This is a genomic window from Aestuariivivens sediminis (assembly GCF_022662105.1).
GTDB classification, from domain to species: Bacteria; Bacteroidota; Bacteroidia; order Flavobacteriales; family Flavobacteriaceae; genus Aestuariivivens; species Aestuariivivens sediminis.
Genome location: NZ_JAKMCP010000001.1, coordinates 897,614 through 914,056, shown reverse-complemented (window position 1 = coordinate 914,056; position 16,443 = coordinate 897,614). Strand labels below are relative to the sequence as shown.

General features: G+C 39.8%; 16 protein-coding genes and 1 tRNA gene. 12 read left to right on the top strand and 5 right to left on the bottom strand.

Features of this window, described 5'->3' with window-relative positions; all coding sequences use genetic code 11:
• Positions 1–38: 38 nt before the first annotated feature.
• Entirely contained in the window at positions 39–284 is a 246-nt protein-coding gene (locus tag MR054_RS03895; protein ID WP_242156250.1) for a hypothetical protein, read from the bottom strand.
• A gap of 573 nt (positions 285–857) precedes the next feature.
• Here MR054_RS03895 and MR054_RS03890 point away from each other — a divergent pair.
• The 9 genes from MR054_RS03890 to MR054_RS03850 all read left to right on the top strand — a co-directional run bounded on the left by MR054_RS03890 (position 858) and on the right by MR054_RS03850 (position 9,770).
• Positions 858–929, top strand: a tRNA-Arg gene (locus MR054_RS03890).
• Between the two features lie 462 nt (positions 930–1,391).
• The gene (locus MR054_RS03885; RefSeq protein ID WP_242083932.1) at positions 1,392–2,255 is read left to right on the top strand and encodes a helix-turn-helix domain-containing protein; all 864 of its coding nucleotides are present in this window, start codon (positions 1,392–1,394) and stop codon (positions 2,253–2,255) included.
• A gap of 113 nt (positions 2,256–2,368) precedes the next feature.
• Positions 2,369–3,505, top strand: a complete 1,137-nt coding sequence (locus MR054_RS03880; protein WP_242156249.1) for an acyl-CoA dehydrogenase family protein — start codon at positions 2,369–2,371, stop codon at positions 3,503–3,505.
• A 22-nt stretch (positions 3,506–3,527) separates the two neighbouring features.
• Positions 3,528–4,250 (top strand): hypothetical protein, encoded by a 723-nt coding sequence (locus MR054_RS03875; protein WP_242083934.1) that lies wholly within the window; start codon positions 3,528–3,530, stop codon positions 4,248–4,250.
• A 3-nt stretch (positions 4,251–4,253) separates the two neighbouring features.
• Positions 4,254–4,868: a DUF2461 family protein gene (locus MR054_RS03870; RefSeq protein ID WP_242156248.1), complete on the top strand. Its 615-nt coding sequence runs from the start codon at positions 4,254–4,256 to the stop codon at positions 4,866–4,868.
• The gene (locus tag MR054_RS03865; protein ID WP_242156247.1) at positions 4,865–7,243 is read left to right on the top strand and encodes an efflux RND transporter permease subunit; all 2,379 of its coding nucleotides are present in this window, start codon (positions 4,865–4,867) and stop codon (positions 7,241–7,243) included. The genes MR054_RS03870 and MR054_RS03865 overlap by 4 nt, the downstream gene beginning before the upstream one ends.
• Positions 7,244–7,261: 18 nt before the next feature.
• Positions 7,262–8,023 carry an outer membrane lipoprotein-sorting protein gene (locus MR054_RS03860; RefSeq protein ID WP_242156246.1) on the top strand — a complete coding sequence of 254 codons (762 nt, stop codon included), beginning with the start codon at positions 7,262–7,264 and terminating at the stop codon, positions 8,021–8,023.
• A 174-nt stretch (positions 8,024–8,197) separates the two neighbouring features.
• Positions 8,198–9,400, top strand: coding sequence for a hypothetical protein (locus MR054_RS03855; RefSeq protein ID WP_242156245.1), 1,203 nt, complete (start codon positions 8,198–8,200; stop codon positions 9,398–9,400).
• Positions 9,401–9,410: 10 nt separating this feature from the next.
• The gene (locus tag MR054_RS03850; RefSeq protein WP_242156244.1) at positions 9,411–9,770 is read left to right on the top strand and encodes a hypothetical protein; all 360 of its coding nucleotides are present in this window, start codon (positions 9,411–9,413) and stop codon (positions 9,768–9,770) included.
• A gap of 18 nt (positions 9,771–9,788) precedes the next feature.
• On the opposite strand, the gene MR054_RS03845 is transcribed toward MR054_RS03850, so the two are convergent.
• Entirely contained in the window at positions 9,789–10,559 is a 771-nt protein-coding gene (locus tag MR054_RS03845) for a DUF6090 family protein (RefSeq protein WP_242156243.1), read from the bottom strand.
• Between the two features lie 181 nt (positions 10,560–10,740).
• On the opposite strand from MR054_RS03845, the gene MR054_RS03840 reads away from it, so the two are divergent.
• Positions 10,741–11,994, top strand: coding sequence for a hypothetical protein (locus MR054_RS03840; RefSeq protein ID WP_242156242.1), 1,254 nt, complete (start codon positions 10,741–10,743; stop codon positions 11,992–11,994).
• Between the two features lie 64 nt (positions 11,995–12,058).
• Here the strand turns inward: MR054_RS03840 and MR054_RS03835 are convergent, their stop codons facing one another.
• Positions 12,059–12,751 (bottom strand): SGNH/GDSL hydrolase family protein, encoded by a 693-nt coding sequence (locus MR054_RS03835; RefSeq protein WP_242156241.1) that lies wholly within the window; start codon positions 12,749–12,751, stop codon positions 12,059–12,061.
• Between the two features lie 244 nt (positions 12,752–12,995).
• Positions 12,996–13,352, bottom strand: a complete 357-nt coding sequence (locus MR054_RS03830; RefSeq protein ID WP_242156366.1) for an arsenate reductase family protein — start codon at positions 13,350–13,352, stop codon at positions 12,996–12,998.
• Positions 13,353–13,409: 57 nt separating this feature from the next.
• On the opposite strand from MR054_RS03830, the gene MR054_RS03825 reads away from it, so the two are divergent.
• Positions 13,410–13,874, top strand: a complete 465-nt coding sequence (locus MR054_RS03825) for a DinB family protein (protein ID WP_242156240.1) — start codon at positions 13,410–13,412, stop codon at positions 13,872–13,874.
• Positions 13,875–13,947: 73 nt separating this feature from the next.
• Here MR054_RS03825 and MR054_RS03820 read toward each other — a convergent pair whose 3' ends face one another.
• A complete protein-coding gene (locus MR054_RS03820) occupies positions 13,948–14,787 on the bottom strand; it encodes a THC0290_0291 family protein (protein WP_242156239.1) in 840 nt (279 codons plus the stop codon).
• Between the two features lie 244 nt (positions 14,788–15,031).
• Between MR054_RS03820 and gdhA the strand changes: the two genes are divergently transcribed.
• Complete coding sequence (gene gdhA, locus MR054_RS03815; protein ID WP_242156238.1) at positions 15,032–16,375, top strand: NADP-specific glutamate dehydrogenase; 1,344 nt, start codon at positions 15,032–15,034, stop codon at positions 16,373–16,375.
• The last annotated feature ends 68 nt before the right edge of the window (positions 16,376–16,443 follow it).

Below are 16,443 nucleotides of genomic sequence, written 5' to 3'. Positions count from 1 at the left end.
ACTGAGGTTCACCTGTTTGGATCCAAAGCGGAAGAGCACTAAAAAACCACTCCAATGAAGTGGTTTTGGGTGTGATTAAAATGGAATCCTTCCACACGATAGCTGCCTAATAAATAGGCTGTCTCCGTATTCAGGTTGATTTCTTCGAAATCGATAGATTGATCATTATGGCCATAAGCAGCCAAATGATCCAGGTTTCTCCGTGCGACATCTCGTAAGTCGATCCCGCTAAGCTGGCAATACCTAAAATGATATAAACAATAATAGGCGATAGAATAAGGCAAGTGAAAAGATTAATAATGGTTTTCTTGAAATCCATAAGTCAATAATTTAATGGGTTAGAAGGTGATATATATAATATATGAATATACATAAATGCATGAGATCTCAAAGTTGCATTTAAAGATAGTAAATTTTGATAGGATTGCTACAGAAGTACAGGAAAATTCAAACAGGGGATTCGTATAGTTCCGGGAAAGGCAGCAAACACCGTGAGTTTATAGGGGTTTCGTACCTATTATATGCTTTATATCTCCTTATTGAAATGCCTTTGCTTTAATATCCGGGTCATGCTGCATATCTGTTCAATACCATAGATAAGGGGGGAAGCACAATAGAATGCCTTAACATCGACTTATTTAAGCTTTTTTATGTTATCCAAGTTTAGTATGTTTGCTACCCATTGGGCATAGCGACTATGGGACCCCCGCCTGCCTGACGCCATTTATGGCTCTATAGTTCAAGGGATACCTGCCTGCGTGCCAAACAAATGGCCTTATAGTTCAAGGGATACCTGCCTGCGTGCCAAACAAATGGCCTTATAGTTCAAGGGATACCTGCCTGCGTGCCAAACAAATGGCCTTATAGTTCAAGGGATAGAATAGGAGTTTCCTAAACTCTAGATCCAGGTTCGAGTCCTGGTAAGGCCACTACGGCAGGCAGGGAATAGGAGTTTCCTAAACTCTAGATCCAGGTTCGAGTCCTGGTAAGGCCACTACGGCAGGCAGGGAATAGGAGTTTCCTAAACCCCGCCTTCCTGAAGCAATTCGGGCAGGTCTAGATCCAGGTTCGAGTCCTGGTAAGGCCACTACGGCAGGCAGGGAATAGGAGTTTCCTAAACCCCGCCTTCCTGAAGCAATTCGGGCAGGTCTAGATCCAGGTTCGAGTCCTGGTAATTCCTCATATTTCGTGGTTATTAAAGGTGACCATTTTTTAAATACATTCCGGATAGCATTATAGTTTTACCCGGCATAACTATCATTTTAAGCATGATCATAGGGCTGGACTTTTCCTTAATGGAATGATGCCCTTTAACGTATAGTACAGGTTTATGATGGGTGATGGAATTGGTAAAAATTAATTAATTTTGAGGGATCCTGTCATACATAGTTATGGTATACGACTTTTACGAAACCATGAGGAGTGATATCGTCTTCAATAAATTTGAAGTCGATAATCTCTTATTTGTTGAGTATAAATGCCCTCTTGAACAGGATACTGTAGAAATCTGGTCACAGTACGATTATATTATTTACATATTAAGTGGTGAAAAAACTTGGAGTACTAAGGAGTCACAATGGGCGGTCAAGAAGGGGGAAGCCATATATATTAAAAAGGGAGCTTCGATAATCAAGCAAAATTTCAAGGAAGAGTTCTGTATGCTGGGGATATTCTTTTCAGACGATATTATAAAGTCAAGTCTAAAAGAGGATATAAAAAATATTCCTATTAAGCATGTGGAAGGGGCCGATACCTTTATTATAGACCGCATTAAAATAAATGTTGAATTTAAATCTTTTTTTCAGTCCTTATTGGGATATTTTTACGATACCAATAAACCACTGAACAGTATTCTTCAGTTAAAGGCCAAGGAACTTTTGCTAAGCCTGGCCAACAGCAAGAATAATGTTAAGATTGCTTCTTATTTAAAAAGTACCACCCTAAGCGACCTCCCTTCACTTCCTAATATTATGGAAGCGAATTTTCATTACAATTTACGTTTGGAGCAATTGGCAAAGTTATGTCACAGAAGCAAGTCCAGTTTTAAACGGGATTTTAAAAATCACTATAACACGAGTCCCGGAAAATGGATTCTTGAAAGACGGCTGAAGAAAGCAGCCGAACTCTTAACATATAATTTAGATACGATTTCTCAAATTGCGTACGATTGCGGGTTTGAAAGTGTTGCTCATTTTAGCAGAGCTTTTAAATCAAAATACGGTACAACACCTTCTTCCTTTAGGAAAACAAACTAAAAAACCTTCAGTTTACTAGTCTGGACTTCTCAGTCAAAACATTGGACTTTATTGAATAATCTAAACCCTATTTGTTCTATTCCTTTGCATGGAAACTTAAAAAGAGTTCAATCATGTTTAAGGAGAAAACAGATATTTCATGGGTTGCTTTAACGGAGCGCTTAGCAACAGCATTTAAAGAAAATGCTAAAGCGCATGACGACAACGGTGGTTTTGTTTACGACAATTATGAGGTCTTAAAAGAGCACCACTATTTTTCTGCAATGATTCCCAAGGCATTGGGAGGCAGGGGCGTAAGCTACAAGGACATATGTGAATGCCTAAAAATTATTGGTAAATCATGTGGTTCTACGGCTTTAGCACTATCCATGCACCAGCATTTAATAGCAGCCAGTGTATGGAAATATTACCAGGATGGATCCAATAAGGTGTTACTCAAGAATGTCGCTAAACACCAACTGGTTCTTGTCAGTACGGGTGCCAGGGATTGGCTCAGTTCTAATGGGTCTTTAATAAAGACAGAGGGAGGCTATTTATTTTCAGGTAAAAAACATTTTGCCTCTCAGTCCATTGCCGGCGACCTGATCGTTACCAGTGGTATTTACCAAGATGCAGATAAAGGCAATTCGGTATTTCATTTTGGGGTTCCAACCAATTCATTCGGTGTTAATATTTTGGATGATTGGGATGTTATGGGTATGCGTTCCACCGGATCGCAGACCCTTGTTTTCGATAAGGTATTTATTCCGGATTCGGCCATTTCATTACAAAGGCCTCAGGGGGCATACCATGGGGTATGGAATGTTGTGATACCAGTGGCCATGCCGCTTATCATGTCCGCCTATGTTGGTATCGCGGAAAGTGCGTTTCATGATGCCGTTGGGATAGGTAAAACGTATTCCAGAAATCAAAAGCACCTCAACTATATCGTAGGAAAAGCTTATAACGCACTCATAATGGCCTGGACGCAATGGCAGTATATGGTGCAACAGGCTGGGGACCTGCTTTTCGAACCAAACCATAAAACGACCATCGATATTTTAAGCTTGAAAACGAATGTAACAGAGGCCTGTATATCGACGGTTAACCAATGCATGGATATGATTGGAGGCCAGAGCTTCTATAAATCTCATGCTATTGAAAGAATGTTCAGGGATGTTCAGGCCGGACATTTTCACCCCTTACCAAAATGGGATCAATATGACTTTACAGGGCGCGAATTGCTCAGTGATTATAAGAATGAAAAATAAAATAAACTAAAAAACAATAACTATGTTACTCATTAAAACAGTTTCAGTAATAATAAGTCTTTTAGCGGCTGCCGTTTTTGTCCTTGTGTTTTGGAATGGGATAAAAAAATCCAACCTGGAGCCTTCATTAAGAAAATGGTATCAAAAATTAGGGCTTGCAGGAATAGGGATCTGGGTTATAGCAATATACATCTTAACCTTAGCGGGAACCTTTGTCCATGACCAGGAGGATGCCTTTCCCAAATTCTTAATTGGCCTGTTTGTCCCGGTAATTGCCGTACTGCTTATGTTTAAAAGCGAACATTTTCGAACCATACTGAATGCTATTTCCTTTAAAGATCTGGCACTGGGCCAGATTTGGAGAATGTTGGGATCCCTATTTTTCCTGATTGCTCTGTGGGGCATAGGACCAAAAGCATTTATGGCTTCCGGGTATGGTGATGCCACTACCGGTCTTATTGCCATATTGACTTTGGTTGCGTTCCTGAAGAGCAGCAAATGGTTCAGACCGGGGCTTTGGATGTTAACCATAATTGGTACTATAGACTTGTTGGTTGTGCTTTTTATTTTGTTAAAACACGATCCCATATGGTTCAAGGAGTTCCCAAACACGGCCATGGCCGGTGCTTTTCCCATGATGCTCATAATAGGTATAGCTGCTCCCATAGCGCTGCTGTTGCACATCTTCACATTGCGAAAATTAGTGCTTAACCCTTCGAAACAAATGGACCCCTTAAAATCATAAAGCATGGAAACAGATTCAAAATACTTTACACGAGACTATATATCCTTCTTTGAAGCGCTCGAACAAAACAATAGTCGCGAATGGTTCGTACTTAACAAATCCCGTTACGAGAACGATGTTCATGGTCCGTTTAATCGACTTGTTGAAGACCTTTTGGAAGCCATAAACTTTGAAGATCCATCTATCGACATTCAAGCTAATGATGCGGTATTCAGGATTCAGAAGGACATGCGATTCAATAGAGATGGGACCCCCTATAAACTGTTCAAGTCCGCATTGATTAGTCCTAAAGGCAGGAGGCAGAGAGATGAGCCTGGATTTTATCTGGAGATAGGCGCGAGATATATCAAGATTGCCATAGGATGTTTCAAGCTCACAAAGCCTCAAATGAAAATGCTTGAACGTCACATACATGAGATTAATGTTTTTACTGAGGATGCCCGATTCAAAAGCACCTTTGGAGCGTTGCTCCGAACGGAGAACAGCGTGGTATTTCAAACGATAATACCCGTTCATATTATCGATAATGTAGGTTTAAACGAACTGTTTCTAACCTATTGGCGGATGGCAAATCCGGTAATCAAAACTTTAAGAACACTATTAAATAAATCCTTATGAATGCGTTTAAAAAAATAAAAAATTCAGCAAACAAATTTGCCATCAACTGGGCAAGATTTGTGATCAAAAATAAATGGTATGTCTTTGTGTCAGCCGTTGTGTTAACCACCGTGTTGGGGTTACAAGGGGCGATGAAATTTGATGGGGATTACCATGTATTTTTTAGTAAATCCAATCCTGAGCTGGAAGCCTTTGATGCTTTGCAGGATAAGTACACCAAGGATGATAATGTTATTTTGGTTTTATCCCCAAAAAACAAAAATATCTTTACTAAGGTCAACCTTACCGCTATTGAGGAACTAACCCAACAGGCATGGAACACCCCCTACTCGTCCAGAGTTGATGCAATTACCAATTTTCAATATACCAGGGCCGAGAATGACGATCTGTATGTGGATGATTTGTCCTATGATTCCATAAATAAGAGTGAATCGGAAATAGAGGATATTAGGCAAATCGCCTTAAGCGAGCCCATGTTGGTTAATAGGATTATTAACCCTGAGGGTAGTGTAACGGCCATTAACATAACGGTTCGACTACCCGGAGAAGACAGTGCCCTGGAAGTGCCTGAGGTAATGAATTCCATTAGGGCAATGATTACTGAATTTCAGAAAAAGTACCCGCAATTCGAGATTCATACCTCTGGAATGGTGCCCTTAACCACGGCCTTTTTTGAAGCCTCAATGAAGGATATGGCCCTAACCGGTATCATGTTACTCATTGTAATTCTGACTACCTTTATTTTAACCCGAAGTGTTCAAAGCACATTCGCTACCCTATTGGTCGTGCTGTTTTCTATCATTAGCTCAGTGGGTTTTGTAGGGATCATGGGAATTAAATTAACACCGCCCTCGTCGGTATTCCCTACCATGATTCTAACCTTAGCAGTTGCCGATAGCATACATATCTTAATGACCATGCTTCAGAAAATCAGAAAGGAGCGTATGAGCAAGTTTGATGCCTTGATCGAATCGATGCGTCTGAATTTTATGCCGGTTTTTATAACCAGTCTAACAACGGTTATTGGTTTCCTGACCATGAATTTTGGGGATGTACCACCGTTTTGGGACTTGGGAAACATAGTTGCATTTGGCATGACGATGGCCTTTCTTTATTCGACAACGGTATTACCGGCACTTATGGCAATTTTGCCATTAAAAAAGGGTCGAGTGGATAAGACTGGAAAGGTCTCCAGGTTTAATTACGAATGGCATACGATTTTATCAAGTCTGGTGATTAGACAGCCTATAGCCATCACCGTAATTTCCGTAGCAATTATTGGGGGGTTAACTTATCTGTCCACCAAAAACAGCTTTAATGACGAGTTCATCAATTACTTTGATCAAACCGTTCAGTTTAGATCCGATACCGATTATATCAGCAACCATTTAACAGGGGTTTATAACGTCGAATACTCCATTGGAAGTGGTGAGAGCGGGGGCATCAACAACCCCGACTATTTAAAGAAGCTAAATGAATTTGAAGATTGGCTATACGAACAACCTGAAGTCATTCATGTGAGTGCCTTTAGTGAAGTGGCCCGGCGCATTAATAGATCGATGCATGGGGATGATGAAGGGTATTATAGGATACCGGATTCACGTGAGGAAGCTGCACAGTATTTATTGCTTTATGAATTGTCCTTGCCATTTGGGTTGGACTTAAATAACCAGATTAATGTTGACAAATCTGAATCCAGGGTTACCGTTACGGTTAAAAACTTAGACAGCCCGGATATGATCGCTTTTGCCAAAAGAGGTGAAGATTGGTTAAGCCAACATACCCCGGACTATATGCATGCCATTGGCGTAAGCCCGATGCTCATGTTCTCTAAACTTGGATTTAGACAGGCAAACAGTATGTTTAAGGGTAATATCGTAGCCCTTCTGTTAATTTCTCTTGTCCTCATGTTAGCATTAAGGAATTTTAAACTCGGGCTCTTAAGCTTAATACCAAATGTGGCCCCAGTATTGGTTGGGTTTGGGATCTGGGCGTTGTACAAGGCCCAGATCAATACAGGAATGGTCATAGTTTTTGGAATGACTCTGGGCATCATAGTGGACGACACCGTACACTTTATGAGTAAATTCCTGAGAGCCAGGAGAGAGTATGGACACAGTCCGCAACGGGCAGTGGAATATGCCTTCCAAACCGTGGGGAAGGCCTTGGTTACAACAACCATAGTGTTACTGTCCGGTTTTTTAGTCCTGTCTACCTCTTCCTTTGCACTAAATAGTTATATGGCCAGAATTACGGTGGTCATTATTATAGCAGCGCTCATCATCGACTTTTTACTACTACCGGCATTGCTCATATTAACAAGCCCCATAAAAAGGGCCAGGAGGAAATACACCTCAATTTTATTTTACAGATAACAATTAAAAACAGAAAACATGAAAAATACAGTATTAACAATGGTCCTGTTACTTACCGTCTACACGGCAAGTCAGGCACAAGACAGAGGACTGGAAATTGCAATAGCTGCTGAAAAGGCAGATATGGGCTTCAAGAGCTCCGCCTCGACTTTAAAGATGGTTTTAAAAAACAAGAACGGACAAGTGAGTGAACGTGCCTTAGAGGTGAGAACTCTCGAGTTGGTTGAGGACGGCGACAAATCTTTGATTGTATTCAGCAGCCCTAAGGATGTTAAGGGGACATCCACCTTAACCTATACCCATAAGATTGAACCCGACGATCAGTGGTTGTATTTGCCCTCGATTAAAAGAGTGAAGCGCATTTCTTCCAGTAACAAATCGGGACCTTTTGTGGGAAGTGAATTTGCTTATGAGGATTTATCATCACAGGAAGTAGAGAAATACACCTACAAATTTTTGAAGGAGCAGAATAACTATCTGGTCGTTGAACAATATCCCGTCGATCCAAAATCCGGATATACCAGAAGAGTCGTGACCTATAACCAGGATGCGGGTTACCGGATAGAATCAATTGATTTTTATGATAGGAAGAATGCCTTGTTAAAGACCTTAACCTATGCCAATTATAACCTTTATAAGAACAAATTTTGGAGAGCAGCGGAACTGCATATGGTGAACCACCAAAGTAAAAAGGAAACACAGTTGCAATTTTTAAGCTATGATTTTGATGTGAACTTAACGGATGATGATTTCACCCAAAATGCTTTAAAGAGAAATTAGAATCGTGCTGCTTCGATTTTAATTTGTTGGTTGATGATGACATTGGGGGCCTTGATTAAAGCCCCCGATGTTTTAAAATCGGCAACAAATAGTACAGCTGCCAGGTGAGTTCATTACAGGAAGTAGGCACGTGAGGTTAACGGGAATTAGTTTAATGAACTTAAAAGAAAAATGATGAAAAAACATATAATATATATTTTAGTGGGTCTGTTTCTAAGTGTTGCAAATGCTCAGAATGACACCATTGTTAAAGTACACAATCATGACTTGGAGTTGGATGTTGAATTGGAAAACAGATATTTTTTGGAAGCCCCGGCATTCAACGACCAGAAAAGATACTATCCGTCGGTGGCATTAAGACCCAAATACACTCTGGATTGGAATGATGGAGACCATAGTATGAACATAGAAGGGTTTGTAAGGATGGATCGTGATGATGAAAGAACTCATTTTGATTTCAGGGAATTCTATTTCCATAAGGTAAGAGGGAACTGGGAATTGAGTATTGGCTTAAAGAAGGTCTTTTGGGGTGTTACCGAGAGCAACCATTTGGTTGACATTATCAATCAGACCGATGCCATCGAAAGTTTTGATGGTGAGGAAAAACTGGGCCAGCCCATGGTGCAGTTTTCCATTTATACCAACCTTGGCACTTTGGATCTGTTTTATTTGCCCTATCACAGAAAGAGAACCTTGCCAGGGGCAAAAGGGCGATTCCGATTTCCCATAATCATTAACACCGATGATGTGCTTTATGAAAGTGCAGCTCAGGAATGGCATCAGGATGTTGCTTTGAGGTATAACAATAGCTTTAACAGTGTTGATTTAGGGTTGTCTTATTTTTATGGGACAGGCCGGGAACCCCTTGTACAATTTGATGCACCATCCGGTATATCAGCCTTGTATCCCGTTATTCATCAGGTGGGACTGGACCTGCAGATTACCAATAATGCCTTTTTGTGGAAACTGGAATCTATTTACAGATCCGGCGAACTTCAGAATTTTTTGGCGCTTACAGCTGGTTTTGAATATACCATTGGCAATATAAAAAGCTCAGGAATTGATGTCGGATTAATAATGGAGTATCTTTATGACGACAGGGGTGATCTTGCATTTAATGCTTTGCAAAATGATTGCTTTTTGGGTTCAAGAATTGCCTTTAATGATGTGCAGGACACGTCTATTCTATTGGGAGTTATAAGCGATTTGGAAAGGAGCAGTAAAATAATAGGAATAGAGGCTTCAAGACGACTAGGAGAAAGTATGAAACTTGAATTAGAAGGGCGAATATTTAGCCGTATAGACCATAATGAATTGTTTTTATCGAACTTTAGGAAGGATAGTTTTATAGGACTTACCTTAATAAAATATTTTTAAATCAATCTTAATGATGACAGATTTAGCACCAACCATAACAAGGCAGCGGTTGCTCATGGAAGGGTTTTCAGGAAAGCGAGTAGACCAATACGTAATTACAGCCTATTTTAATGAAATTACAAAGGCGCTGAACTTAAGAATGTATGGACAACCCATTATTTTTTCACCAGGGGGAGAGGGTAAAGAGGAAAATCGGGGGTATGATGCCTTTGTCCCTTTAATTGACTCCGGTATTTCATTATACTATTGGTCCTCCGAGACGTTTTTATCGATAATTATTTATACCTGTAAAGATTTTGATAATGGTATTGCCATAAAGGTTACTAAGTATTTTTTTGATGTTCATGACCTGGTGTTTCGAACATTCTAAATTGATTTTTCTAATGGTTTACTGCTTCTGTAGTTCGTGATCAATACGGTTCAAAACGGTAGTGCATTTCTTAATTAATTCTGACCGATAATGGTTATTGACTTTTTGGTAGAATGCGACCGAAGACATGGCCCTAATAAACAATTTAAACTTGGGATGATCCTTTTCATTGAGAAAGGCATAATCATCCGCATTGAACATTTCCGGGGTGGTAAACAGGTCAGAGACCCCACTGCCGAATTTAATAAAGTCCGTTTCAGAATCCATATGGGAGGCAATACCAATCATCCAATCGCTAATAGATCCTAACAACGTACTAATTTGATCGTAATCACTGTATAAATCTATGATGGCATCTTTTAATTCGGGGTTTTTAATGAACCCAACGGAGCCTGAATGTAACATGCTCTGATAGGTGTTGTCATTAGGCGCAAATTGCTGATCCAGTAAGTTGTCCCAGGTATCGCTCAAGCGATGTACCTCTTCCATAGATCCGATCCCATCGTATACATTGACGAGTTCCTGCTTGAGCTCTTCTCTTAAGGCGTTATTGCGGTTGATTAAACGGCTGAATTGTATGGTGTCCTGCACCAAATCCCTGTGAATTCTAATCAATAGATCGTTACCCAATTGATGCTCCTTGTTTTCTTCGTTCCAATTGTTAACGCCCAAGGCAATCAAAATACCAATCACCACAAGAAAAATTTCACCAAAGGCATAAACGAGATATGTTCTGAATTTGTTTTCAGCGAGCAATTGTTGCCGGATTTTACGAAAGAATTTTACCATGGGCTGTGTACTTGAGCCATGAAATATAGTAAAAATGCAAATACAGTCGGGCGCGTACCTTTTAAAATTCGGATGCCTTTTTACCGTTATGGGAAAATGATGCAAATCATTTTAAGGGTTGAATTAAAGGGGTAAATTACTAAGATGAAATTTTAAATTAAAGAATTTTAGTATAAGGAAAATGAAGACGTCATTTTGTGCAGTGCTGTTAATGTTGGTCAGCCTCATTTCCTGGACTCAAGATGCCAATGAAAAACAGCAGATAAAAAGTAGTGAAACCAAGCTGTATAAGGTTACATTTTTAAATGGTGAAATGTTTAAGGAAAAGCCTGTTTTTACTATCAGGGCCGGATACCCCATTAGGGAAAACTTTTTTACGGGTAAAATGGTTTATACCGAGGATGGTCTGACATCAGAAATATATTATCCCAATAACAAAGGGGAATATTATTTAAAAGATAATTATTACTATGATAACAACCAACATGTGGTTAAAGCGGTAATGACCATGTTTGAATTACAAGACAGTGTGGTCTTAAACATGTCCTATGATGCTCTGGGGCGTCTTGAAAAAACAAGGTGGAATAAAAGGGCAGTTCCTATAAAAGGGTGGTTTAATAAATTGTTTTATAAGTATTTTAGTAAGGACCTTACCGACGAAGACTTTCACAGATATTATCTTTCAGACCAGGATAGCCTGAACCATATAACCGAAAGGACATTTGATACCCTCGAGTTATGGAAGAATCATCATTTTGAATTATTTGATGCACAAGGGCATTTGCTGAAAGAGAAGTTGATGTACGTGGATACTACTCAAATGGGGCCTTTATATCCAAAAACCATCGATACCATAACGGTTCAGTGGGAATATGATTATTTGGAAAACGGCCTTTTGAAGATGAAAAAAAAGAGCTTGGAGAAAAGGTCCTTGCAAAAGGGGTTGCCACCTGTTAGAATGCACGATATGAGTATCACGACCTGGGAATACAACTACACGGAAGATGATAACCTGAAGGAAGAAATTAAAATTGTGGAACAAATGCCCAGTAAGACGGGATTTTTGAAAATAAAGGGAACGACACGAACATTTAAGCGGACCCATGACTATTTGGACCATAACAAAAAGCATATTATTTATACCTATGACGACAAAGGGAATTTAGAGTATACAACGACCGAAATTTTTAATGACGCGCATCAGTTAATGGAATTTTTGGAAGCTGCAGGAACGCGTAAATCCGTGGATAAATACAATGATAAGGGCAATCATATAAGCCATACCGTATTTAAAAAGGATAAAAAAGTATCCGAGATTATGGCCAAATACACCTATAACACTCATGGCGATTGGATAGAATGTTTGCTTTCTGATCATGAAAAAAATCAACCGCTTTATATTCTCGTTGAAAGAACCCTGGAGTATTACCCCTAACACCTTGCCCGCAGATGTGTTAAAGGTCTTTGAAGACCTTAAGGAAGGCCTGGTATCCTTCGAATTAATCTTTGCCCTTTGTTTCTAAAATGGTGTTAATCGCGGCCATAACCAGGGGTTCCATAACGGCATAGCCCTGTGTGTTGGGGTGCACGCCATCCGGGGCATACCTGGTAGGTAAGCCTTGTTCAGCATCAACCATAGCGGTATAATAATCGACATAAGGGATGTTGTGCTTTTTACAGTAGGACTCCAGTGATGCATTGAGTGAGATCACCCTTTGGGCCGGTTGCAGTTCAGGGGCCCAGGGATAATGGTTAACCGGCAACACAGAGCATAACACGACATGAATACGGTTTGATTGAGCGATGTCGACCATGGACAGGATGTTATTTAAAATCATGTGGTTTGTTGTAGGGCCGGTATTCCCTGCAATGTCATTGGTGCCGGCAAGTATGACCACGACCTTTGGTCGAAGTTCAATAACGTCCTGTCGAAAACGAACTAACATTTGAGGTGTGGTTTGCCCACTAATCCCTCGATTAATAAACCCGGTCTTCTTAAAGAATGGTGGGGCATGGACTTGCCACATTTCGGTTATGGAATTTCCCATAAATACCACCCGGTTCTCGTTTTCTCCCGGAGCATTTAGTGAGGCATTGGCGTCTCTGTAATACGCTAAATTGGCCCAATCCTCCTTTACGGCAGACCAATACTTGTATTCTTCCAGGATCTGTTGCTCTGTCTTTCCATCCATCTTTCCAGTGGATAATCGATTTTGTGCTTTAAAAGTCCCAAAAGATAGTAAAGATAAAATTAATATGAATGGGACCTGGCGCTTTTTTAATGGGTGTAACATGCTGCTTTAATGGTATGAAGGACAATTTAAATTAAGTGGTAATATTCATGGATTAACATCGCAAATTGTATCATTTCCCTTAACAGAACGGAACGCTCTTTCCTGAGGATATCCGTTTCGGTATAGGAATATGAAGTAAGGCTCAGTGCGCTTGGAGTTTGGATTTAACGGCCTCCACCGACCTTTTGGAATTACCAATAAAAATATCATGGTCAATGATAATTACCGGTCTGCTTAAAAAGGTATAGTGCTCTAATATATAATGCTTGTAATCCCGTTCTTCAAGCTTTTGGTTTTTTAAATCCATCTCCTTGTATAACTTTGCGCGTTTGCTGAACAAGGCTTCATAACTTCCGGCAAGGGATTTCATTTCCTCCAGTTGTTTTACCGTAATGGCATCGTGCTTTATATCCTGTAAAATAAATTCCGGAGGGAGATTCAGTGCTTTTAAAATGCGAATGCAGGTATTACAGGTTTTTAGATAATATACTTTTTTCATCATTCCATGAGTTTCTAAAAACAAATTAAAACTATATTTATCGAAAAATTAAATAATATGGATTTTGTGTTTCAAGTTTTAAGTAATACACGTAAAATTTTCAAAGGGATCATCGAAGACAACACCCTTGAAGATTTAAATAAAATCCCTGCGGGCTTTAACAATAACATCATATGGAATATCGGACACGTTTTAGTTACGGAGCAGTTATTGGCCTATAAGCTATCTGGATTGGAATCGTCCCTGTCGGACGAAATGATTGACAATTACCGAAAGGGCAGTAAACCAAGCCACCCTTTAAGCCAAGAAGCCGTTAATGAGATCAAGGACTTGTTAAGTACAACCATAAGCCAGACCAAAACCGATTATGACAACGGTGTTTTTGAAGACTATACTTCGTATACGGTATCTACAACAGGCAACACCTTGCGTCATATCGATGATGCCCTACAATTTATAGCGGTTCACGAAGGGCTTCATTACGGTTATATTTTAGCCCTTTTTAAAGTAATTAAGGCATAACGGACCGGGATATTAGCCGTGCGTAAATGTCATGGCAGGGTATAATTTCATTCCAGGGATTTTACGGTAGCGCTTAATCGAGATAATAGATATATCCAAAGTTTAGCCATATCAACCAGTCATTAAACTTATTATAGCTTAGTTTGTGGTTAAAGCCATCTACCCAATCGTTAAAATAGAGTTGCCAACGTAAATCCAGAAGTAAATCGGATAAAACGCCAATTTTATAACGTACCCCTACACTGGTTACCATAGACCAGTCTGAGCGCGGGCTCACATCGATGGGATATTGGCGTTCACTTTCCGGTACGCCTGCCGGGAGTGGGGGTAAAAATCTTGGATCTTGATACCAAAACGAATAGATATTCCTACCATCAAAAACGTTCCCATCACCATAGGTCGTGCTGGCTTGTGGCGATGATGCGGTGTAGTGTATCCCGAGGCTTACATAAGGGGCCAGTAAGTAACTAAAGGCTTGAAACGAGCGGATGCTTCTTGGAAAATATTCTATTTGTGTCCCAATATCAAAATTTTCGGCTACACCATGGTGTGCTCTTAGTTTATTCGCATTAACCGAGGTGCGAAAGGGTCTTACCCATTCCCCGTGATGGTCTAAAACGGTATAATTCCATGAAATTTCATTTCTCAGTTTAAAGTGGTCGTTAAAATAAGTGTCCGTAGAGTAGCAGTTACAATCAGCGCGATAAGCAAAATTTATGTAATGGACAATCCCAATCCCAATACCCGAGTTACCGAGGTTTGTGGCTTCGTCAAAGCGACTTCCAAAATCCGATCGAAATTCAACAGGACCCGCAATGACGCCTATTTCATGGGAAAATCCCAACTGAGAATAGGTTGATTTACCAAAAGCAAGCAAGAGAAAAGCGGTTAATACGTGTTTTAAGCTAAGCATAAATTGGCATTGCTTTTTGGGGAGTTACATTAGCAAATATATGAAAACCCGCCTAACATTCAAATGATTATAAAATTAACCGGGAGGATAAGTCCAAATGTATTACGAAATTCAAAAAAAAACGGTGTAATTTTTAAAGATAACGTATATTTGCGCTTTAAAATTATGTATTTTATAATTTATAATCAGTTTTAAGCTAAACTTTGTAGAAGATTGACAAATAAAAAGTATTAAATTTAAACACATGAAAGATATCATTAATGAATTTTTGGATCTTGTAAAACAACGTAATGGGCATGAACCGGAGTTTTTACAAGCTGTAGAGGAAGTTGCTGAAACAGTAATTCCTTATATCGTTCAACATGACATTTATTACGGGAAGAACATTTTATTGCGAATGGTAGAACCGGAACGGGTTATTAGTTTTAGAGTTTGTTGGGTAGATGATGATGGTGAAATTCAAGTTAACAGGGGATATCGCGTTCAAATGAATTCGGCGATTGGCCCCTACAAAGGAGGATTGCGTTTTCATCCTACCGTAAACCTAAGTATATTAAAGTTTTTGGCCTTCGAACAAGTTTTTAAAAATAGCCTTACCACTTTACCAATGGGTGGTGGTAAAGGAGGAAGTGACTTTGACCCCAAAGGGAAAAGCGATAATGAGATCATGCGTTTCTGCCATGCCTTCATGAGTGAACTGTTTAGACATATAGGCCCGAATACAGATATCCCGGCTGGGGATATTGGTGTAGGGGCACGTGAGATCGGATTCCTTTTTGGGATGTATAAGAAACTTCGGAATGAATTTACAGGCGTGTTAACCGGAAAAGGAATGTCTTGGGGCGGTTCTTTGATTAGACCGGAGGCTACAGGTTATGGAACGGTATATTTTGCACAAAACATGTTGGAATTAAAAGGGGACAGCTTTGACCGGAAAAATGTGGTTATTTCTGGCTCAGGAAATGTGGCACAGTTTGCAGCGGAAAAAGCATTACAACTGGGAGCAAAAGTATTGACCCTGTCCGATTCTTCAGGATATATTTATGATGAGGAAGGTATCGATCAGGAGAAATTGAAACACGTCATGTACCTCAAGAATGAAAAAAGGGCCAGAATTAGTGAATATGTTAATACTTACCCTAAAGCGAAGTTCGTTAAGGGAAAAACACCATGGGGAATAAAATGCGATATCGCCTTACCCTGTGCAACACAAAATGAATTGAACAAGGAAGATGCTGAAACCCTGGTGAAAAATGGTTGTATTTGTGTAAGTGAAGGCGCCAACATGCCTTCAACCAAAGAGGCCGTTCATAGCTTCCATGCAGCAAAAATTTTATTTGCACCAGGCAAGGCATCGAATGCGGGTGGTGTGGCCACTTCGGGATTGGAAATGACACAAAACTCCTTAAGATATAAATGGACACGAGAGGAAGTCGATAATAAATTAAGAGAAATCATGGCCGATATTCACCAATCCTGTATCGAATATGGTACGGAAGAAGACGGATATATCGACTATGTTAAAGGGGCAAACATTGCCGGCTTTGTTAAGGTAGCCGATGCTATGCTGGCTCAGGGAATTGTTTAATTTCAAGGGTAATTAGAGTGTAAAAGCTTCCTAGAGTTAGGGAGCTTTTTTATTTATATGATTTTCAA

Coding starts and splice junctions, on each gene's coding strand:
- MR054_RS03885 (WP_242083932.1), top strand. CDS start 1,392: ATGGTATACGACTTTTACGAAACCATGAGGAGTGATATCGTCTTCAAT.
- MR054_RS03880 (WP_242156249.1), top strand. CDS start 2,369: ATGTTTAAGGAGAAAACAGATATTTCATGGGTTGCTTTAACGGAGCGC.
- MR054_RS03875 (WP_242083934.1), top strand. CDS start 3,528: ATGTTACTCATTAAAACAGTTTCAGTAATAATAAGTCTTTTAGCGGCT.
- MR054_RS03870 (WP_242156248.1), top strand. CDS start 4,254: ATGGAAACAGATTCAAAATACTTTACACGAGACTATATATCCTTCTTT.
- MR054_RS03865 (WP_242156247.1), top strand. CDS start 4,865: ATGAATGCGTTTAAAAAAATAAAAAATTCAGCAAACAAATTTGCCATC.
- MR054_RS03860 (WP_242156246.1), top strand. CDS start 7,262: ATGAAAAATACAGTATTAACAATGGTCCTGTTACTTACCGTCTACACG.
- MR054_RS03855 (WP_242156245.1), top strand. CDS start 8,198: ATGAAAAAACATATAATATATATTTTAGTGGGTCTGTTTCTAAGTGTT.
- MR054_RS03850 (WP_242156244.1), top strand. CDS start 9,411: ATGATGACAGATTTAGCACCAACCATAACAAGGCAGCGGTTGCTCATG.
- MR054_RS03845 (WP_242156243.1), bottom strand. CDS start 10,559: ATGGTAAAATTCTTTCGTAAAATCCGGCAACAATTGCTCGCTGAAAAC.
- MR054_RS03840 (WP_242156242.1), top strand. CDS start 10,741: ATGAAGACGTCATTTTGTGCAGTGCTGTTAATGTTGGTCAGCCTCATT.
- MR054_RS03835 (WP_242156241.1), bottom strand. CDS start 12,751: ATGGATGGAAAGACAGAGCAACAGATCCTGGAAGAATACAAGTATTGG.
- MR054_RS03830 (WP_242156366.1), bottom strand. CDS start 13,352: ATGAAAAAAGTATATTATCTAAAAACCTGTAATACCTGCATTCGCATT.
- MR054_RS03825 (WP_242156240.1), top strand. CDS start 13,410: ATGGATTTTGTGTTTCAAGTTTTAAGTAATACACGTAAAATTTTCAAA.
- MR054_RS03820 (WP_242156239.1), bottom strand. CDS start 14,787: ATGCTTAGCTTAAAACACGTATTAACCGCTTTTCTCTTGCTTGCTTTT.
- gdhA (WP_242156238.1), top strand. CDS start 15,032: ATGAAAGATATCATTAATGAATTTTTGGATCTTGTAAAACAACGTAAT.